We start from the raw sequence: 16140 nt of genomic DNA on the forward strand, positions 1-16140 counted from the left end.
TGTCGGCGCCGGGTCAGTGCCTGCGGCGCGTCCAGTTGAGCACGTGATGCTCGGACAGCCAGTGATGCATCATGCCTTCACCGTTGTGCTCACGCCGGTAGGTCCGCGATTCGAAAACCGACAAACCTATCAGGACCAGCAGGCCCACCGCGAGCCCGACAAAACCCGCGATCGATTCAGCGTCCATGGCAGCCTCCTTCGTCGATTGCAGCCATGTGTACATAGTAGGTCAGACGGCAAAAAACGGCATATGTCATACGCATAGGCACACGGCGTCGTGATGGCCGATGGCGGCCACTGCCGCAAAAAGACTTTGCAGGTAGACTCTCGGCGCGCTTGCGCTGTTATGTTTCCTTTAGAGAGTCTATGAATCGCGCCCTTTTGATTGTATTTGCTGCAGTAGTCCTGGCGGGCTGCTCGAATGATCCCGCGTCCGGCCACCATGGCTCGCCGCCGAAAGACCCGGCTGATTATCACGGCGTGCCGACCGACGACCGGCCGCCTTCCATGCTGGACACGCCGGATACGGCGCGACCCGCGCAGCCGCCGCAATAAAGGCGAAGCACCGGCGCGGGCACGCCGGCGCTTCTGACCCGCGCAGACTGTTCGCGCGGAGAGCGCGGGCTGCGTACCATTCTAGGGTGCCGGGTGCGCCTGATATGTATGCGCTTGTTTCAAGCGGTAACTGGAATGCGCGAGCGGCTGGCAGAGAATCCGCTACCACTCCGTAGATATCCCCAGACTTGATTCAACCGCGTTCCTGCACGCAAACCCACGGCGAGACCACCACGGCCCAAAGGTCTGGATCGCGCGCGGCGAAATCGGCAGCGGTTTCGCCCGGCATGCGCTCGACGAGGCCCGCTGACAACCACTGCGTTACCTGGGCCGTATCGTCGCTGGCAATCGCCTCGGCGACGCTGACCAGATCGAGGTCCCGCGCGACGTGCAGCAGGATGCCGCGCGCAAAGAAGCGCTCGAGCTCAGGCCAGCCGATTTTCGCGGTTTCCGCGAGCAGCGAGAGGTAAAGCGGACTGTGGGCGGCGTCGTTCGATGTCATCGGATCAGGCGGTGTTAAAAGCGGTGGTTGACAGGCGGCCGCTACTATAAACCATCAGCGAGCGCCCTCCACAGCGAAGGCGCGTTCGGGTACGCTTGCCGTTTTCGGCGAATCGGCGTTGGGCCTTTTCGCTCTAACTTAAGTGGCTCACAAGGTTTTTGGGTCCAGCACGCGCCGGTCGAACGGAACAACTTTTTCATGTCGCTCAATTCTACGACGCCTGCCGCGGGCGTTCACATCGTCGCCGATGCCACGCTCGCACGTGAAGACGTGCAGCGATTGCTCGCCGCCACTCATGGTCCGATTCGGTTCGAAGACTGCGACTTCGAGGGCGCGGATCTGTCGCGGCTCGATTTGCGTAGCGCCGAATTTCATCGCTGCACCATCGTCGAGGCTTCGTTTTTCGGCGCCGCACTGACGCAAAGCCGCTGGTTGCGTTGCCGTGGGCGGCAGGCGGATTTCGCCTCGGCGGACCTCGTCGACGCCGTGTTTCAGTCGAGCGATCTCAACAATACGAGCTGGCGCCGCGCCAAGCTCGCGTCAGTCAACTACACCGGATGCAAACTCACAGGCGCGAACTTCGAGGCCTGCACCGCGCTAGGCCTGACGTTCGTCGAGACGCTGCTGGTCGGCGCGCATCTGCGTGGCCTGTCATTTCGCAAAGCCACGCTGCAAGAACTCGATTTCTCCGATGCCGACCTCGCTGGCGCCGACTTCCGGGAGGCGCGGTTCGAAGGCGGCAGCCTCAGGGACGCGAACCTCAAAGGTGCTCGTTTCGATGGCGCAGACCTGCGCCTCGCCGATCTGAGCGGCGTACGTCTCGTGGACGCGGGACTGTTTCGCGGCGCGACGATTTCCCACCAGCAGGCCGCTGTGCTGGTGACTGAACTGGGGCTGCGCGTCTTGTGATGCGCCGGGTTAGCGGATGACGGCTAGCGAGTGCTTTATCTCGTCGGATTTAACCGATAAAAAATGGCTAAAATGCTCCGCGAGATGCGAATTAATCCAGAATAACTGAAAAGTCGCATTATGCGAATGGCCGCGACCCGCGATTAAATACAACTGGAACGTGCGCCTTCGCACCAAAGACGACCGAAGGCGGGCAAGGGAAATCGGCGCTAGTAATCACCGGAAAAATGCTTTCAGGATTTGACAGTTAAATCGGAACGTGGCTCAATCGTGCAGTGCGGCGTTGCTCCAGAACGCAATGCCAGTAAGGACTTCATGTTGTACGGGCAGGTTTGGTAGTGATCCTCATAAGCCCGTCATTCCGTTTCATTTGAATCGCGTTATTCGAACTATCTCATTAATTTTCGTTCACGGAATGCGTATTCCGTGCGGCGAAGCACATTTTTTGCGAAATTAATCGATTGCATGCCCCTGCCGCCGTTGATAGATTCGGTTTTGGCGCATGGTGAACCGGTCCTTTACCGATATGCGCCGAACCCCCGTTAGCCCGGCCTCGAGCCGGGCTTTTTTTCGTCAGGGGATCAGATGAATTGCATTCGATGATATTTATAGCGGTTCAATTCACGCCAAATGAGAACTCTCGGTTAACGGATATGAGCGTGCTCACACCGCTTTAAGCCGGTCTTAAAGTCATGACCGGAGCACGAATTGTCGCGGAGCGGGGGCGGCGCCGTGTCGTGCAGCGCCGCTTGCGGGTCTCATTCGCGCTTACTGCTTGCAGCGAACCACCATGGAGCGGTTCTTGACGTTTGCACCGAGGATGCCGCCGATCGAGCCACCCGAGGTGGCACCGTTGTCGACATCCTTCGAGATCACGTCGTAGCCATATGAACCGCATACTTCGCCTGCGCGTTTGTAACATTCGGCCCAGCTCTCGCTCGCGTCGCTGCCGCTGCAGTTGATGGCAAAGCCTGTGTCTCCGCTCGGGAGGTAGGTCATTTTGGTGGAGCTGGCGCAGCCGCCAAGGCTCGCGAGCGTCAGCGCAGCAACGCTTGCAGCCACGGCGGCGAGGGCCGTTGCGGATGGGGTCCATCCAGATTTCATCGGAGGCTCCTCATGGAGTGTGGTGACCGATGCGGTGGCTTGCCGCCGCATCGTCGGGTGTCGGAGGGGACATCGCACGGTACCGGAGTGCCGTGCGGACCGCCTATAGACGCAATTAACGTGCCGGAAGCGCACGCGAGGGGTCGATCGAGCGGCCCTGATAGCGCAACTCGAAATGAAGCATGGCGCGATCCGTGTCGCTGTCGCCCATTTCTGCGATTTTCTCGCCCTGGGTCACACTCTGACCTTCCTTCACGAGCAGCACGCGGTTGTGCGCGTAGGCGGTCAGATAATCTGCATTGTGCTTGAGTATCAGCAGGTTGCCGTAGCCGCGCAGGCCATTGCCGGCGTACACCACGGTCCCGGCGGCCGCCGCGACGACTGGCGTGCCTGCGCTGCCGGCGATATCGATGCCCTTCGAGTTCGAGCCGTCGAAGCGACGTACCACCGTGCCGTTGGTCGGCCACACGAGCGAGATCGATGAGGCCGGCGCGGGGGCGGGCGACACGTCGCTGGGCGCGCTGCGCGGTGCTGCTGGTGCCGCTGCACTGCCACGACCGCTGTACGAGCCGCTGCTTGCCGTCGCGGAGGTGATCGGCGCCGAATTGCCGGGCGGCACCACGCGTAGCACCTGACCGACCTCGATGCTGTCCGGATTCGACAGATTGTTCCAGCGCGCGATGCTCTGGACCGATACCCGGTTACTGCGGGCGATCTTCAGCAAAGTATCGCCGCGTTCGACACGATAGAACCCCGGACCGACTGGCGCAGACCCGCACGCGACGAGCACTGCAAGTAACGACACGCAAGCGAGCCGTTTAATTTTTCTTGTTCCCAACATTGGACCTCGCAAAGCGCTGCCGCGCGCCGATCCCTATTGCGCGACAGATGGGCAAAAAAACGACCGATTCTAACGGTTTTGCACCGCAGCACGCGAATTGGGATGGCGCTGCATGAGCGGCACGGCGTGGCGCGGCGTCCAGGCACCGCCCGGCGGCCTGCATTGCTCGCTAGCCGCCGGCAGATGTATGGCGATTCAGCGCAGGGCGCCAACCGTGATGCGCAACGCGGCCGTTTCCGTCTGGCCCGGTTCGAGCCAGCGCAGGCCCAGGCCGTTGTGGATCGCGTCGGGCAGGCCGAGCCACGGCTCGATGCAATAGAAGTCCGACTCCGCGGCTTCCGTCCAGGTCGTGACGGCATACCAGGGCACGGAGCCGGGTCGTTGCAGGTCGATCGTGATCGTGCGGTTCAGGCCTGGCGCGACAACTCTCACGGGTCGCTGAGGCAGGCCATCGAGGCAATGGAAGCGGTCGAGGATAAGCGTCTCGTCGAGCGTGTAGCTCGGTTCGCCCGGTTCAGGCGCGCTGATCGAGCCGTCTGGCTGCTGATAGCAACGCCGGGTATGCGGCAGCTCGAGCACCGTCTCGCTGCGTTGCGTGTGCGGCAGCGAGAAGTAGAAGTGATGGCCGGCGTAGTAGGGCAGCGGTGTAGCGCCGGTATTGACGGTGGTGAGTTCGACGTCGAGTGTGTGGTCGTCCGCGAGCCGGTAGGCGGCCTCGAAGCGGAAGCCGAACGGATAGCCGGCGCGGGTGGCGTCGCTGTCGGCCAGCGTCATGCGCACCGTCGTGCTGTGCGTCGCCGAGGCCGGTTCGACGCTTACGGTGAACGGCAGATCGCGCGCGAAGCCGTGCATCGGCAGATCGCGCACCGTCCCTTCGGCGTCGCGCCAGCGGCCAATCTGGCCGTCGACGCGATGGCGTCCGAGAAACGGAAACAGCAAAGGATTGCCGCCGCGGATTTTCGCAGGCTGGCTCCAGTCGGCCACGTCGGGCCAATGGATCACCTGCTGGCCGTCAATGTGCCACGACAGCAGCCGTCCGCCGGCTTGCGGGGCGATACGAAGCAGCGAGGCGCCATCGGCGATCTCTAGGATGTCCTGATGCTGGAATTGGGCCATGGTGAACGGTTCTGGTTAGGAGCGGTTAATACGAATGACTGCAAGGTTGGCTGCGATGATCACCTGCGCCGATCGACTGGCTCGAACTGCGGCACGCGGTCCGGAGCCGATTTTGCGCCCGTTTGGCCTACGGGGAAACCCTTCCCGGGCAATTACGGGTTCGCACGACCGGTAAGCTTGACGATAATCCGTCCCACTGCCCGGTCATTTAACCTTTCGGGCCGCACGACTTCCGGAGGCCTCATGGATCTCGCAATGGCAATGGGCGTGGCCCTGTTCGGCATGTTTGCCGCCAGCACAGTCTACTTCTTCTACAAGCTCGATCGCTGAACGTTCGCGTCCCGCTTGCTGCCGCGCCGCCCGCTGCGACGCGGATCAATCCCGTTGGTCATCTTGCCCAGGTTCGCAGCACATGCGCGCCAGATGGCTTGCAGAGGCGTAACAACCGTTTCGAGTTGTGACGCAATGCATCAAAATTTCCCCTAACGTCGCTCAAACGCTTGGCGCTGACATAGCGGCCAGGCATAATCGGTGCGCTTCCAGGCGTCGGTTCCACCAGGCCGGCGTGCTGCTCCTTGATTCTTCACTCACTAAAAGGACCGCCGCGTGAGCTTGTCGTTTCTGATTTTTCTGAGCGTGCTGCAGGGCGTCACAGAACTCTTCCCCGTCAGCAGCCTCGGTCACACCCTGCTCGTGCCCGCGCTGTTCGGCATGCATATTGACGAGCATGCGCCGCAGTTGCTGCCGTTCCTCGTTGCGCTGCACCTTGGCACTGCGCTCGCGTTGCTGTGGTACTTCCGCAAGCGCTGGGTCGCGCTGGTCAGCGGCTTTTTCGCGTCGCTCGGCGGCCGCCGCAACGATGACGGCCACATGATGTGGGCGCTGATCATCGGCACGATTCCGGCGGGCATCGTCGGGCTGGTGCTGGAAAAGCGCCTCGAGCTGCTGTTCCACGACTTGCGCATCGTGGCGATCGCGCTGATCGTCAACGGCGGGCTGTTGTGGTTCGGCGACCGTCTGCAACGTGCTCGCGCGCATCAGGCGCCGGAGAAGCTGACATTCCGCCAGGCGTTCTTCGTTGGGCTGGCGCAGATCGGCGCGCTGATCCCGGGGTTTTCGCGCAGCGGTCTGACGATGATTGCCGGCAACGCCGCTGGTCTGACGGCGGAGAAGGCGGCGGAATTTTCGTTCCTGCTTGGCACGCCGATCATTTTTGCCGCCGGCGTGCTCGAACTGCCAAAGTTGTTTCGTGCGCCTGGCCAGCTTGGCGATGCGCTGCTCGGTGGCGTGCTGACCGCGATTGCCGCGTATCTGAGCGTGCGCTTCCTGATGCGTTATTTCGAAGGACGCGGGCGTTTGGCGAGCTTCGGCGTGTACTGCGTGATTGCGGGCATCGTCTGTCTGGGCTGGTTCATGCTGCATACGCAGCCGGTTTGAGTGCGCAGTCGATCTGGCGACTATGCTGGGACTGAACGGATGCTTGCCGCAGCAGCAGCGGTGGGTTGCGCGGCAGCATCGGTTATAATCCGCCCCCTGCGTGCCGGTGGTGCTCGCCGCGCGGTTAAAATTTCAGTTTTGCCTCCCCATAGTTCAACGGATAGAACACGGGTCTTCTAAACCTGAAATCGAGGTTCGATTCCTCGTGGGGGGGCCACCCAGGCAACAAGCGTCGCCAAAGCAGCGCGCTTCACACGCCTCTCAAAGCCCTTTGCCTTACCGCCCCTTCCCCAGGCTCAAGCTCGCGGCGCTGTCGACGTTATCCCGTGTGTCACCCCACACACGGAGGCTCATATGTCTGCAGCAACGCCTGATCTGATCGCACAAAAGGTGCGTATCAACCCGATCGTGATTGTCATCGGCAGCGGGGACACCACACGCTCTTTGCGTTACCGCGGCAAGCACACGCTTCATGCGGTGCTGGGGTTTTTGCGCAGCCAGCGCGAATCTCGCGCATTGGTGTACAGCCACAAGACGGATGGACAGATGCTATGGATCGACGTCCAGACCGGCGCATTCTGCAACCTGCATTAGTTGGTTTGCGCGGCGTGCGCCGGCGGGGTCATTTCACCCGCTGGCGCAGCGCGTGGACGGACGGCGCAGAGAAGGGCTTTGATGTTGCCACTGCGTACGGAGTCGTGACGCTCGACGCCTTGTTGTCGGCGATGCCGGCTGTCATAGTAGACCGTTCGACATCTACGCGACGGTGTGCCACATGAACTCCACAGACGTCCATTCAGGACCGCCCGGAACCGAACTGGGTGCGCTCTTGCGCCGATGGCGCGCCGTGCGCGACAAAAGCCAACTGGATCTGTCGCTCGACTCGGGCGTGTCGCAACGTCACATCAGCTTCATCGAAGTCGGGCGCAGCGTCCCCAGCCGGCAGATGCTGATGAATATCGCACAGGCGCTGGACGTTCCGCTGCGCGAGCGCAATACGTTGCTGCTGGCCGCAGGCTACGCGCCGGTATATCCGGACGATCCGCTGAACGCACTCGAAACGCAGAGCGTGAAGAATGCGATTCAACGCATGTTGCGCCAGCACGAACCGTATCCGGCGGTCGTGATGGACCGCTACTGGAATGTGGTGATGACCAATGATTTCGCGCCGCGCTTTTTCAACTGCTTCATCGACATGTCCGCACGCAAGGAACCGCGCAACCTTCTGCATCTGATGTTCGATCCGGACGGCATGCGGCCATTTATCGACAAATGGGAGGACGTGGCAAAGAGTCTGATCCAGCGCGTTTACCGGGAGTCCGTAGGACGCGTGATCGATGAACAAACCCAGGCGCTTCTCGCTACGCTAATGGCCTATCCAGGGACGAAGTCCGACTGGAAATCGCCTGTGGCGCTCAGCGCGGTTCCCGTCAATCCTGCGATGCCGGTGATACCGCTCAGTTTTCTGAAGGACGGTAAGCCGCTCAATTACTTCTCGATGATCACCACGGTTGGGACGCCGCAGAGCGTCGCCATGCAGGAGTTGCGTATCGAAAGCATGTTTCCCGCCGATGAGGCGACCGAGCAGTCGCACGCTCAACTGGTTGGCCACGCGTCAGCGTACTGAAAGGCACGGTCGACGAGGACTCATTGGAACCGGGCGTGGTTGCGCGAAAAGGTTCGTAGAACGAAGCTCAGGTGGATCGCTCGCGGACGATATCGCGATGCGTCAGATAAAGGCGCAGGTCAAACTCGGTCTGGTGATAGCCCGGCTGCATGAACTCGCAAAGCCGGTAAAACGCCTTGTTGTGGTCGCTTTCCTTCAGATGCGCAAGTTCGTGCACGACGATCATCTGCAGGAACTCGGGCGCGCCATCCTTGAAGAGCGACGCAATGCGGATCTCTTTCTTTGCTTTGAGCTTGCCGCCTTGAACCCGTGAGATGGTTGTGTGCAGTCCCAAAGCGTGTCGCAGAACATCGAGCTTGCTGTCGTAGAGGACCTTGTCGATCGGCGGCCCGTTGCGCACGAATTCACGCTTGAGTTCCGCGACGTACTCGTAGAGCGCGCGGTCGGTTTGCACCGGATGCCTGCTTGGATATTTGTCGGCGAGGTAGGCGGCCAGTTTCTCTTCCGCGATCAACCGGCGAACCTTGTCCTGTAGTGCGGCCGGGTAGGCGCTCAGGTATTTCAGATGCTGCATGACGAGGCGAGCAGGTCGGATGGAGGCATGGGCCGTATTGTACCGATGGCCCGCTCGCGCGCGGTTTGGCCTCCGTTTCCGCCAGCCGGTCGTCGTTCATTGTTCATGGCCGCAAGCACACACCTTAGGCGGCCCCCTGAGCGTGTTCCTGACGACCCGTCGCCAGCGCCGCCGCCCGGCATTCCTCGATCAGATCGCGGAACGTGTTCGCATTGCGCGCGTTGGCGGCTGCAGTGGTATCCGGATCGTTCTCCGATAACCCGCCGAGACCGACAATCACCGTAGCCGGCACGGGTTGATTGCGTATACGGCGCAGCAGGTTGCGCAAATACGGCGGCGACTCGGCCGCGTCGAGCGAAACGATGCAGATGATGGTCGCAGCGTCACCTTCCTGCGGGCTTCGCACTTCGCCGCGCGCCCCGCGGAATTGCTCATAGGTCGTGGCGATCGTGGTGATGTTTTGCCGTCCCAGCAGTTGCACGGCAATTGCCGCGGCCACTTCGTCGAACGCGCCGCGTCCCGAGATGCACAGCACCACGGCGTCGTCCACAGTACCCAGCGCGTCCGCGCCTTCCGGACCGCCGCCATAGTGCGGTTCGGTGCGGCCGTGAGCATGCGCGGCGTCATCGGCGACGTCAGGCGCCGGGATCCCGTCTGGCAGACCTTCGACCGTTTCGAGGTTCTCGATGATGTCGACCACCGCTTCGTTAAAGCGCACCAGTTGCTCCGCCGTCAGCACGCCGCGTAGCGCATCGTTGCGTGCAAGTCTCAGCCCTTCGAGCGCGACCTGATCGTAGTAATCGACTACCGACATCTCACCGAGCAACCGGTCTGCCTGCACAATGGCCTCGTGCGGATCGTCCGCCAGCAGCCGTTGATAGAAAGTCTGCGCCGGAGTCAGGGCCGGCTGGTCGCCGAGCAGGATCGTCAGGAAGTTGAGCCGGTCCGCATAGCGCCCCAGCGTGACGAGGCACAACGTGAGCGGCGTCGATAGCACGAGACCCACGGGCCCCCACAGCCAGCTCCAGAAGATCGCGGCCACTACGACTGCGAGCGGCGAGAGGCCGGAGCGTCGTCCATACAGATACGGCTCCGCCACCTGACCGGCCACCAGATCGACCACCACGAACAGCACCAGGGTCCACACGGCCATGGTCCACTGCGGCTGAATGGCTGCAGCAAGACACACCGCCAGCAACGCGGCAATCCAGATGCCGATATACGGCACGAAGCGCAGCAGCGCGGCGACGACTCCGAACAGCAGCGCACCCGGCACACCGATGCCCGCGAGACCGACGGCGAGCACGCCCCCTACGCTGAGATTCAGGCCCAGTTGCGCAACGAAGTAGCGGCTCAGGCGGCTCGCCGCGTCGTTGATCGCGGTGGTGGTGCGGTGCAGGTCGCGCGAGCCGAACAGGCTGATCAGACGGTCGCGCAGATCCTCGCGCTGCAGCAGGATAAAGATGGTGACCACCAGCACGATGAAGGTGGTCTCGAGTGGCGCGATAGCTGGCGAAAACGCCCGTTGGGCCAGTTGCATCGGCGTGAGCGCGGGCTCGTGAACCTCGACGGGCATGGGTGCCTGAGGCGCGTTGCGGCTGGCTTTGCCATAACCACGCGGTGCCGCGGGACGCGACGGCGCGACCCGTTGCAGCGTCAGCGCAGCCCGGCCGAGCAGGACATCGGCGCGGCCGACGGTCTTCTCCTGCACCGTCTCGATCTTTTGCTCGATGGCCACCTGATATTGCGGCAGATCAGCCGCCAACTGGACGATCTGCGATGTGATCAGCGCACCCGCACCGAGCACGATGGCCAGCGCGAAGAACACCGCGATGAAGATCGACGGCAACTGACCCATGTGCAGACGCCGCAGCGACGCCACCAGCGGGGCCAGCAGAAAGCTGAGCAGCACTGAGAGCGTGATCGGAATCAGAACTGCGCGGCCGAAATACAGCCCGCATACCACCACAACACCGGTAATCACCGAGGCGAGGCCGTGCAGGCTGGGCGAGCCCGGCGGGTACACGCGGTTTGGCCGTCCGGGGGGCGGCAACGAAATCTTCATTTTGGCGACATTCGGGTTGACGGGAAGCTTAACGGCTTCCTCAGGGATTTGAGGATACAACTGCGGAGCATAGCAATCCACACGCCCGAGGGGCAGCTTCAGGTGATGGGGCCACCTTGTGCGTTGTCGCATCAAGTGTGCTTTGACGTGGCCAGTTCGGGCTTTTGCGTTACAATGCTGGCATATACCTGTAATTTGAGCGTGCCATGAAACCTCATCCGCATACGTCTGAACAGCGTCACAAGAGCCCGAGCGTCTGCATCAACGCGGCGATCCGCCGGGCGGCGCGGCGCATGGGGCAAATCTACGACGATGCCTTCGAGGCATGCGGCCTTCGCGCAACGCAGTACTCGCTGCTGGTGCAGATCGATCGCGTCGGCACGCCCACCATGCGTGTGCTGGCCGAGCATCTCGTGATGGACCTGTCGGCGCTGGGCCACACGCTAAAACCGTTGATCCGGGATGGTCTGGTGGAACTGGTGGTAGACGAACTAGACCGCCGCAGCCGCCGCGTTCATCTGACGAAAGACGGCCGCATCAAACTGGAAGAGGCGCGGGCAATCTGGAAGAAAGTTCAGCTCAGCTTCGATGATGCCTTCGGCAAGGACGGTGCAGCGCAACTCCGGTCAACCCTCGATCTGATCGCGTCGCCGGATTTTTCGGAGCGCATGACAACCGTGTTCCATTCAATTTCGTAAACAGTTGCGCGCTTTGCGCCGATGCTGAACTTCAGACGGCGAGCCGCAGAAACCGCGATGCATCCCACAGGTGGTCGAAATGCAAAACAGGTTGCTGGTCTTGCTGTGCGTGTCTGTGCCGTCGTTCATGATCAACCTGGACTCCAACATCGTTGCGGTCTCGCTGTCTTCGATAGCACGGTCATTGCATGCGGATTTCACGGCTATCGAGTGGGTGATCAGCGCCTACACCCTTGCTTTTGCCACGCTGGTCATGCCGGCCGGGGCGCTCGCCGATCGCTTCGGTCGTAAGCGGATGCTGGTGATCGGGCTGACCGTTTTTACGGTGGCTTCCGGCATCTGCGGTGCCGCGAATTCGACGACGCTGCTCAACTACGCCCGCGCCTTGCAGGGCGTTGGCGCGGCGCTCCAGTTGAGCGCCGCACTGGCGATCCTGTCGCATAGTTTTCAGGGCAAGGAGCGCGCCAGCGCGTTTGCATTCTGGGGTTCGGTGATTGGCGTGGCCATCATGCTCGGCCCGGTGGCGGGCGGCCTGATCACGCAATACTTTGGCTGGCAGTGGGCCTTCTACGTGAACCTGCCGGTTGGCATCGCGATGATCGCGTTGACGCTGTATGCGGTGACGGAGTCGAAAGACCCGCATGCCATGCGCGTCGACACGGCTGGTGTTCTGACGTTTAGCGGATTTCTGGGGCTGCTTACGCTGGCGCTGATCTCGGGCAATCGTGCAGGATGGCTAAGCAGGCCGGTCCTCGTCGAACTGGGTGTTGCCGTCGCGATGCTGATTGCCTTTCTGGTGGTGGAGTCGGTGCAAACCAGGCCCATGGTCGATCTGAAGTATCTTGCGCGCCGCACGTATCTCGGAGCGAACATTGCGGGCGTCTCCTATGCCGTCGCTTTTCTGACGATGCTCACGTATCTGCCGTTTTTCTTTCAGAGCGCGCTCGGCTACGCGCCGCTGATCGCCGGGCTATTGATGCTGCCGCTTGCTGTGCCGTTGTTTGTCGTCCCGCGCCTGGTTGCGCTGTATCTGGACCATCGCCTGTCCGGACGTACGCTGCTCGTGATCGGCCTCGCTTGTGTGGGTGTTGGTCTCCTGCTCACGGCACTCAGAATCACGCTCTTTCACTATCCGGCGATCTTCGAAAGCATGCTGATCGCGTCAATGGGGGCGGGTATTCTGAACGGACAGATCGCCAAAGTGGGCATGACCGTCATTCCTGTTGAGCGCGCGGGGATGGCCTCAGGCGTCTCCGGGACGATGCGCTTTAGCGGCATCGTGGTTGGCTTTGCGGCGCTGGGCGCCATTCTGTTCGCGCGGATCGGCGCAAGCGTCGGCGAAGCGTTGCCTGACGTCGCTGCATCTGACCGGCTGGCGATCACGCATGCGATCGCAGACGGTAATCTCGCGTCGGCCACGGCGCTCATTCATGCGCAGGGCGGAGCGGCATCCGTTGCACAGCATAGTTTGGGCTTCGGCTACGAAGGCGTGCTGCTGGCTGCCAGTCTTGTTGCGCTGGGCGCAGCGGTGTTGTGCTGGTGGCTTGTGAGCGCGCAGGAAACTGCGCCGCACGAAGCTGCGACGGAGCAGGTGCTGGAGTTGTCGGTGGACTGATCGATGGAGTGGATTAATTCGCTCGCCGTGCCTACGGCGTACCGTTTTTGCAGTAGGTCAGGAAACCGGGGCGCTCGCTCAGCCGCTCGAAATAGTCGGTCACGGCAGGAAAATCCGGATGATCGAGCGGGGTGCTGAACCAGCGGTTCAGTGAGAGACCAATCGGGATATCCGCGAGCGAAAAATCGCGTCCGGCGATGAACGCTCCCGTCGCTTCCAACTGCCGGTTCACGATGCCGATATGTCTCGTCCAATTCTGCGACGACGCTTCGATCGCTTCTGCGTCCTGATGCGCGGGCGACTTTCTGACCAACGCCAGGAAGGCATAACTCCATGCCCGGTTTAGCTCGGCACTTTGCCAGTCGATCCATTGGTCGACGCGCGCCCGCGCTTGCGGTTCAGCGGGATAGAGTTGCACGCCGCCATAGCGCGAGGCCAGGTAGCGAATGATCGTATTCGATTCCCACAGCACAAAGCCGTCGTCCTTGATAACCGGCACCATTGAATTGGGGTTGAGCGCCTGAAACTCGGCCGTTTCGGTGGACCTGAAGCCGGCTCCCCAGTCTTCCTGTTCAAAAGGCAATTGCAACTCCGCACAGGTCCAAAGTACCTTGCGGACGTTGATCGACGTGACTTTCCCGAGTATTTGCAGCATGCGCACTCCAGATGGTGGCGGGCTGCGACATTCTAGGGGAGCGCAGTGGGAGAGGACAGATACAGTTTGGGAGGATGCAGGCGGCACATCTGGGACGCCGTGAAGCTGAAGAGAGGGCGGAGGATCAACGGTTGATCAATCGGTGATCAGCCATTGAGCAGCAGATAACAGCCGCCGATCAGCAACACGAACGATGCCAACAACGTGACCGCACCCATGCGAGTGATGACGCCCGGCCATTGCGCCCGGGGCAGTGCCTCGGCGCTGACAACGCTATGCACCGGCGCGGGGTCACGCCGAACGAAGAACGGCATAAGTGCGATGCAGAAGAGCACCAGGATCACGGAAAAAGCTTTGAGAGCGAACGAGAGTTCCATGGGAGCGGCGGCAGAGTAGGATGCGCGCAAAGATTTGCGCTAAGCCTTGAATCTTAGGAATTCGCCGTGAACGCAACCATGGGACGAGTCTGAAAACACGCGCTGACCCCACTCGGACATGAGCGTCATGCTATCCTTTTCAGGTCCAGATCACGAACCGCTTCGTGACCGCCAGAAGGATCTTTCGAGGAGAACACTCAATGTCGATGCGAACCCGTGCCCTGTTTCACGTCACGTTGGGCGGATTGCTGCTGGCGGCATCCGTCGGCGCATACGCAGCGAATCTCGGCTTCCTTGGCAATACGCCGATCAGCTACATGAAGCAGCGCGACATCGACTCGGTGAAGGCGGCCGTGTTTAGCGCGCTCGATGGCAAGCAGGATGGCGAAGCCGCCACCTGGGTCAACGATGGCACGGGCAACTCCGTACACATCGACGCGACCATCACGCCGCAGAGCACCGCCAAGGACGGCGACCGCACCTGCCGCGACGTAGCCGTCGTGCTGAACGCGAAAGGGCAGTCGATGACGCTACGCCCGCAATTCTGCCGCGCCGGCAGCGGCGCATGGCAACTCCAGAAGAAGCCTTGATGCGTGACGGCTGGAGCGCGGCCATGACGGCGTTGCCGCTCGATGCTGGCGGAGCGCCGCAACTGCGCCGCGGCGTCACAGGATGAGTGCGCGCATTGTTTCGTGCGGCATCGTGCTGCTCGATCCGCATGGACGTGTGCTGCTCGCGCACGCCACCGAAACGTCCCACTGGGATATCCCGAAAGGGCATGGCGAGGAGGGCGAGGCGCCGCACGTCACGGCGCTGCGCGAGATGGTCGAGGAGACCGCCCTTGTGATCGACGCGGGGCGGTTGAAGGATCTCGGCCTCTTCGTCTACCGGCGTGACAAGGATCTGCATCTGTTCGCCGCGCGTGCTCATGACGATGAGCTTGACCTCACGCGCTGCGTTTGCACGTCGATGTTTCCGCGCCGCTCGGACGGCAAGCTGATTCCCGAAATGGATGCATACCGCTGGGCCGCGCCGGACGAAGTGGAACGGTATGCGAGCCGCAGTCTGACGCGGCTGTTTCAGACCACGCTTTCGCTGGCCGAACTGCATCACACGCTGTGATGCGAGGAGCGCTCAGTCGAGCGCGCGATCGTTCGGATGCGCGAACAAGGCACGCATCGCCGCCGACATCGGAAAATTGAGATTGATCCCGTGAGGCGGAATCGGCTGTGTGAACCACACGTTGTAGAGATGCTCCGCCTCGCCCGATGTCTGCATCCGTTCGACCACACCGTTGACCAGTTCCCGCATCGGCGCATCGCCTTTGCGGAACATGCACGCGTAGACCTCATAGCCGAGCGGCGTACCTGTCACCAGGAAGTCGTCAGGATGCGCGTCAGTCGCCTTGAAGCCGTACACAATCGGTTCGTCCATCACAAAGGCCACGGCCCGATCCTGTTTGAGCGCGACAAACGCGTCCGAATGATCTCGCGCGCTGGTGATGCGCATGTTGAGATGCTTCTCGACGTTCAACTCGCGCACGAGCCGTTCGTCGGACGTCCCCGCGGTCGTTACCACCGGTTTGCCGGCCAGATCCGGGAAATCGGTGATGCCGCTGCTGCGCTTCACGAGCATGCGCACCGCGTACTGGAAGAAACTGTCGGAGAAGGCCGCTTCGCTCTCGCGTTCATGCGTGTGCGTGGTCGAACCGCATTCGAGGTCGATCTGGCTGTTTTGCAGCATCGGGATGCGATTCGACGAGGTCACCGCAACTTCGCGTATCTTGAGATCGGGCAGGCCGAGTGTTTTCTTGATCTGCTCGACGATCGCCATCGCGATGCTCTGCGAGTAGCCCACCGTGGTCTGGCCGTCGAAATAGGAGAAGGGGATCGAGGCTTCGCGCACGCCGAGCAGGACGACCCCGTCGTCGTGAACTTTCCTGAGCGTACCGGTGAGTTCCTGCGCCTGCGCGGAGCACGCGAGCCATGCCGTAGCAAGCGCGACCAGCGCGGCGCGCATGTGGGACGGATGGCAGGCTGCAAACATCATCGTTCCTCCCGGAGCG

General features: G+C 61.7%; 19 protein-coding genes and 1 tRNA gene. 10 read left to right on the forward strand and 10 right to left on the reverse strand.

Annotated features, from left to right (window positions below; all coding sequences use genetic code 11):
• Positions 1 to 13: 13 nt before the first annotated feature.
• Together P3T20_RS25435 and P3T20_RS25440 are read right to left on the reverse strand one after the other, a co-directional pair.
• On the reverse strand, positions 14 to 187 hold the full coding sequence (locus P3T20_RS25435) for a hypothetical protein (protein ID WP_167379377.1): 174 nt from the start codon (positions 185 to 187) through the stop codon (positions 14 to 16).
• A gap of 561 nt (positions 188 to 748) precedes the next feature.
• Positions 749 to 1057, reverse strand: a complete 309-nt coding sequence (locus P3T20_RS25440) for a DUF2288 domain-containing protein (RefSeq protein WP_074263903.1) — start codon at positions 1055 to 1057, stop codon at positions 749 to 751.
• A gap of 198 nt (positions 1058 to 1255) precedes the next feature.
• Here P3T20_RS25440 and P3T20_RS25445 point away from each other — a divergent pair, with 198 nt between their 5' ends.
• The gene (locus P3T20_RS25445; protein WP_074263904.1) at positions 1256 to 1966 is read left to right on the forward strand and encodes a pentapeptide repeat-containing protein; all 711 of its coding nucleotides are present in this window, start codon (positions 1256 to 1258) and stop codon (positions 1964 to 1966) included.
• Positions 1967 to 2734: 768 nt separating this feature from the next.
• Here the strand turns inward: P3T20_RS25445 and P3T20_RS25450 are convergent.
• From P3T20_RS25450 to P3T20_RS25460, 3 genes are all read right to left on the reverse strand, one after another.
• The gene (locus tag P3T20_RS25450) at positions 2735 to 3070 is read right to left on the reverse strand and encodes a hypothetical protein (RefSeq protein WP_074263905.1); all 336 of its coding nucleotides are present in this window, start codon (positions 3068 to 3070) and stop codon (positions 2735 to 2737) included.
• A gap of 115 nt (positions 3071 to 3185) precedes the next feature.
• A complete protein-coding gene (locus P3T20_RS25455; protein ID WP_074263906.1) occupies positions 3186 to 3911 on the reverse strand; it encodes a peptidoglycan DD-metalloendopeptidase family protein in 726 nt (241 codons plus the stop codon).
• Positions 3912 to 4106: 195 nt separating this feature from the next.
• Complete coding sequence (locus P3T20_RS25460; RefSeq protein WP_074263907.1) at positions 4107 to 5027, reverse strand: aldose epimerase; 921 nt, start codon at positions 5025 to 5027, stop codon at positions 4107 to 4109.
• A 177-nt stretch (positions 5028 to 5204) separates the two neighbouring features.
• Between P3T20_RS25460 and P3T20_RS25465 the strand changes: the two genes are divergently transcribed.
• The 5 genes from P3T20_RS25465 (at position 5205) to P3T20_RS25485 (ending at position 8091) form a co-directional block, all read left to right on the forward strand.
• On the forward strand, positions 5205 to 5357 hold the full coding sequence (locus P3T20_RS25465) for a hypothetical protein (protein ID WP_167379357.1): 153 nt from the start codon (positions 5205 to 5207) through the stop codon (positions 5355 to 5357).
• A 276-nt stretch (positions 5358 to 5633) separates the two neighbouring features.
• Positions 5634 to 6464, forward strand: coding sequence for an undecaprenyl-diphosphate phosphatase (locus P3T20_RS25470; protein WP_074263908.1), 831 nt, complete (start codon positions 5634 to 5636; stop codon positions 6462 to 6464).
• Between the two features lie 142 nt (positions 6465 to 6606).
• Positions 6607 to 6681, forward strand: a tRNA-Arg gene (locus P3T20_RS25475).
• Between the two features lie 137 nt (positions 6682 to 6818).
• On the forward strand, positions 6819 to 7058 hold the full coding sequence (locus P3T20_RS25480; protein ID WP_074263909.1) for a hypothetical protein: 240 nt from the start codon (positions 6819 to 6821) through the stop codon (positions 7056 to 7058).
• A gap of 181 nt (positions 7059 to 7239) precedes the next feature.
• Positions 7240 to 8091, forward strand: coding sequence for a helix-turn-helix domain-containing protein (locus P3T20_RS25485; protein ID WP_074263910.1), 852 nt, complete (start codon positions 7240 to 7242; stop codon positions 8089 to 8091).
• A gap of 67 nt (positions 8092 to 8158) precedes the next feature.
• Here P3T20_RS25485 and P3T20_RS25490 read toward each other — a convergent pair whose 3' ends face one another.
• Both P3T20_RS25490 and P3T20_RS25495 read right to left on the reverse strand, forming a co-directional pair.
• Positions 8159 to 8665 (reverse strand): YgjP-like metallopeptidase domain-containing protein, encoded by a 507-nt coding sequence (locus tag P3T20_RS25490; protein ID WP_074263911.1) that lies wholly within the window; start codon positions 8663 to 8665, stop codon positions 8159 to 8161.
• A gap of 124 nt (positions 8666 to 8789) precedes the next feature.
• A complete protein-coding gene (locus tag P3T20_RS25495) occupies positions 8790 to 10730 on the reverse strand; it encodes an AI-2E family transporter (protein WP_074263912.1) in 1941 nt (646 codons plus the stop codon).
• A 206-nt stretch (positions 10731 to 10936) separates the two neighbouring features.
• Here P3T20_RS25495 and P3T20_RS25500 point away from each other — a divergent pair, with 206 nt between their 5' ends.
• Entirely contained in the window at positions 10937 to 11428 is a 492-nt protein-coding gene (locus tag P3T20_RS25500; RefSeq protein ID WP_217272800.1) for a MarR family winged helix-turn-helix transcriptional regulator, read from the forward strand.
• 79 nt (positions 11429 to 11507) lie between these two features.
• Positions 11508 to 13043, forward strand: a complete 1536-nt coding sequence (locus tag P3T20_RS25505; protein WP_429288224.1) for an MFS transporter — start codon at positions 11508 to 11510, stop codon at positions 13041 to 13043.
• A gap of 31 nt (positions 13044 to 13074) precedes the next feature.
• Here the strand turns inward: P3T20_RS25505 and P3T20_RS25510 are convergent, their stop codons facing one another.
• Together P3T20_RS25510 and P3T20_RS25515 are read right to left on the reverse strand one after the other, a co-directional pair.
• Entirely contained in the window at positions 13075 to 13698 is a 624-nt protein-coding gene (locus tag P3T20_RS25510) for a glutathione S-transferase family protein (RefSeq protein WP_429288225.1), read from the reverse strand.
• A 146-nt stretch (positions 13699 to 13844) separates the two neighbouring features.
• Positions 13845 to 14075: a hypothetical protein gene (locus P3T20_RS25515; protein WP_074263914.1), complete on the reverse strand. Its 231-nt coding sequence runs from the start codon at positions 14073 to 14075 to the stop codon at positions 13845 to 13847.
• 200 nt (positions 14076 to 14275) lie between these two features.
• Here P3T20_RS25515 and P3T20_RS25520 point away from each other — a divergent pair, with 200 nt between their 5' ends.
• Together P3T20_RS25520 and P3T20_RS25525 are read left to right on the forward strand one after the other, a co-directional pair.
• On the forward strand, positions 14276 to 14665 hold the full coding sequence (locus P3T20_RS25520; RefSeq protein ID WP_074263915.1) for an RT0821/Lpp0805 family surface protein: 390 nt from the start codon (positions 14276 to 14278) through the stop codon (positions 14663 to 14665).
• 82 nt (positions 14666 to 14747) lie between these two features.
• A complete protein-coding gene (locus P3T20_RS25525; protein WP_429288226.1) occupies positions 14748 to 15197 on the forward strand; it encodes an NUDIX hydrolase in 450 nt (149 codons plus the stop codon).
• A gap of 12 nt (positions 15198 to 15209) precedes the next feature.
• Here the strand turns inward: P3T20_RS25525 and P3T20_RS25530 are convergent, their stop codons facing one another.
• Positions 15210 to 16094 (reverse strand): transporter substrate-binding domain-containing protein, encoded by an 885-nt coding sequence (locus P3T20_RS25530; protein WP_074265977.1) that lies wholly within the window; start codon positions 16092 to 16094, stop codon positions 15210 to 15212.
• Between the last annotated feature and the right edge of the window lie 46 nt (positions 16095 to 16140).

The sequence above is a fragment of the Paraburkholderia sp. GAS206C genome (assembly GCF_050435645.1).
In the GTDB taxonomy this organism is placed as follows: domain Bacteria; phylum Pseudomonadota; class Gammaproteobacteria; order Burkholderiales; family Burkholderiaceae; genus Paraburkholderia; species Paraburkholderia phenazinium_B.

Coding starts and splice junctions, on each gene's coding strand:
- P3T20_RS25435 (WP_167379377.1), bottom strand. CDS start 187: ATGGACGCTGAATCGATCGCGGGTTTTGTCGGGCTCGCGGTGGGCCTG.
- P3T20_RS25440 (WP_074263903.1), bottom strand. CDS start 1,057: ATGACATCGAACGACGCCGCCCACAGTCCGCTTTACCTCTCGCTGCTC.
- P3T20_RS25445 (WP_074263904.1), top strand. CDS start 1,256: ATGTCGCTCAATTCTACGACGCCTGCCGCGGGCGTTCACATCGTCGCC.
- P3T20_RS25450 (WP_074263905.1), bottom strand. CDS start 3,070: ATGAAATCTGGATGGACCCCATCCGCAACGGCCCTCGCCGCCGTGGCT.
- P3T20_RS25455 (WP_074263906.1), bottom strand. CDS start 3,911: ATGTTGGGAACAAGAAAAATTAAACGGCTCGCTTGCGTGTCGTTACTT.
- P3T20_RS25460 (WP_074263907.1), bottom strand. CDS start 5,027: ATGGCCCAATTCCAGCATCAGGACATCCTAGAGATCGCCGATGGCGCC.
- P3T20_RS25480 (WP_074263909.1), top strand. CDS start 6,819: ATGTCTGCAGCAACGCCTGATCTGATCGCACAAAAGGTGCGTATCAAC.
- P3T20_RS25485 (WP_074263910.1), top strand. CDS start 7,240: ATGAACTCCACAGACGTCCATTCAGGACCGCCCGGAACCGAACTGGGT.
- P3T20_RS25490 (WP_074263911.1), bottom strand. CDS start 8,665: ATGCAGCATCTGAAATACCTGAGCGCCTACCCGGCCGCACTACAGGAC.
- P3T20_RS25495 (WP_074263912.1), bottom strand. CDS start 10,730: ATGAAGATTTCGTTGCCGCCCCCCGGACGGCCAAACCGCGTGTACCCG.
- P3T20_RS25500 (WP_217272800.1), top strand. CDS start 10,937: ATGAAACCTCATCCGCATACGTCTGAACAGCGTCACAAGAGCCCGAGC.
- P3T20_RS25505 (WP_429288224.1), top strand. CDS start 11,508: ATGCAAAACAGGTTGCTGGTCTTGCTGTGCGTGTCTGTGCCGTCGTTC.
- P3T20_RS25510 (WP_429288225.1), bottom strand. CDS start 13,698: ATGCTGCAAATACTCGGGAAAGTCACGTCGATCAACGTCCGCAAGGTA.
- P3T20_RS25515 (WP_074263914.1), bottom strand. CDS start 14,075: ATGGAACTCTCGTTCGCTCTCAAAGCTTTTTCCGTGATCCTGGTGCTC.
- P3T20_RS25520 (WP_074263915.1), top strand. CDS start 14,276: ATGTCGATGCGAACCCGTGCCCTGTTTCACGTCACGTTGGGCGGATTG.
- P3T20_RS25525 (WP_429288226.1), top strand. CDS start 14,748: ATGAGTGCGCGCATTGTTTCGTGCGGCATCGTGCTGCTCGATCCGCAT.
- P3T20_RS25530 (WP_074265977.1), bottom strand. CDS start 16,094: ATGCGCGCCGCGCTGGTCGCGCTTGCTACGGCATGGCTCGCGTGCTCC.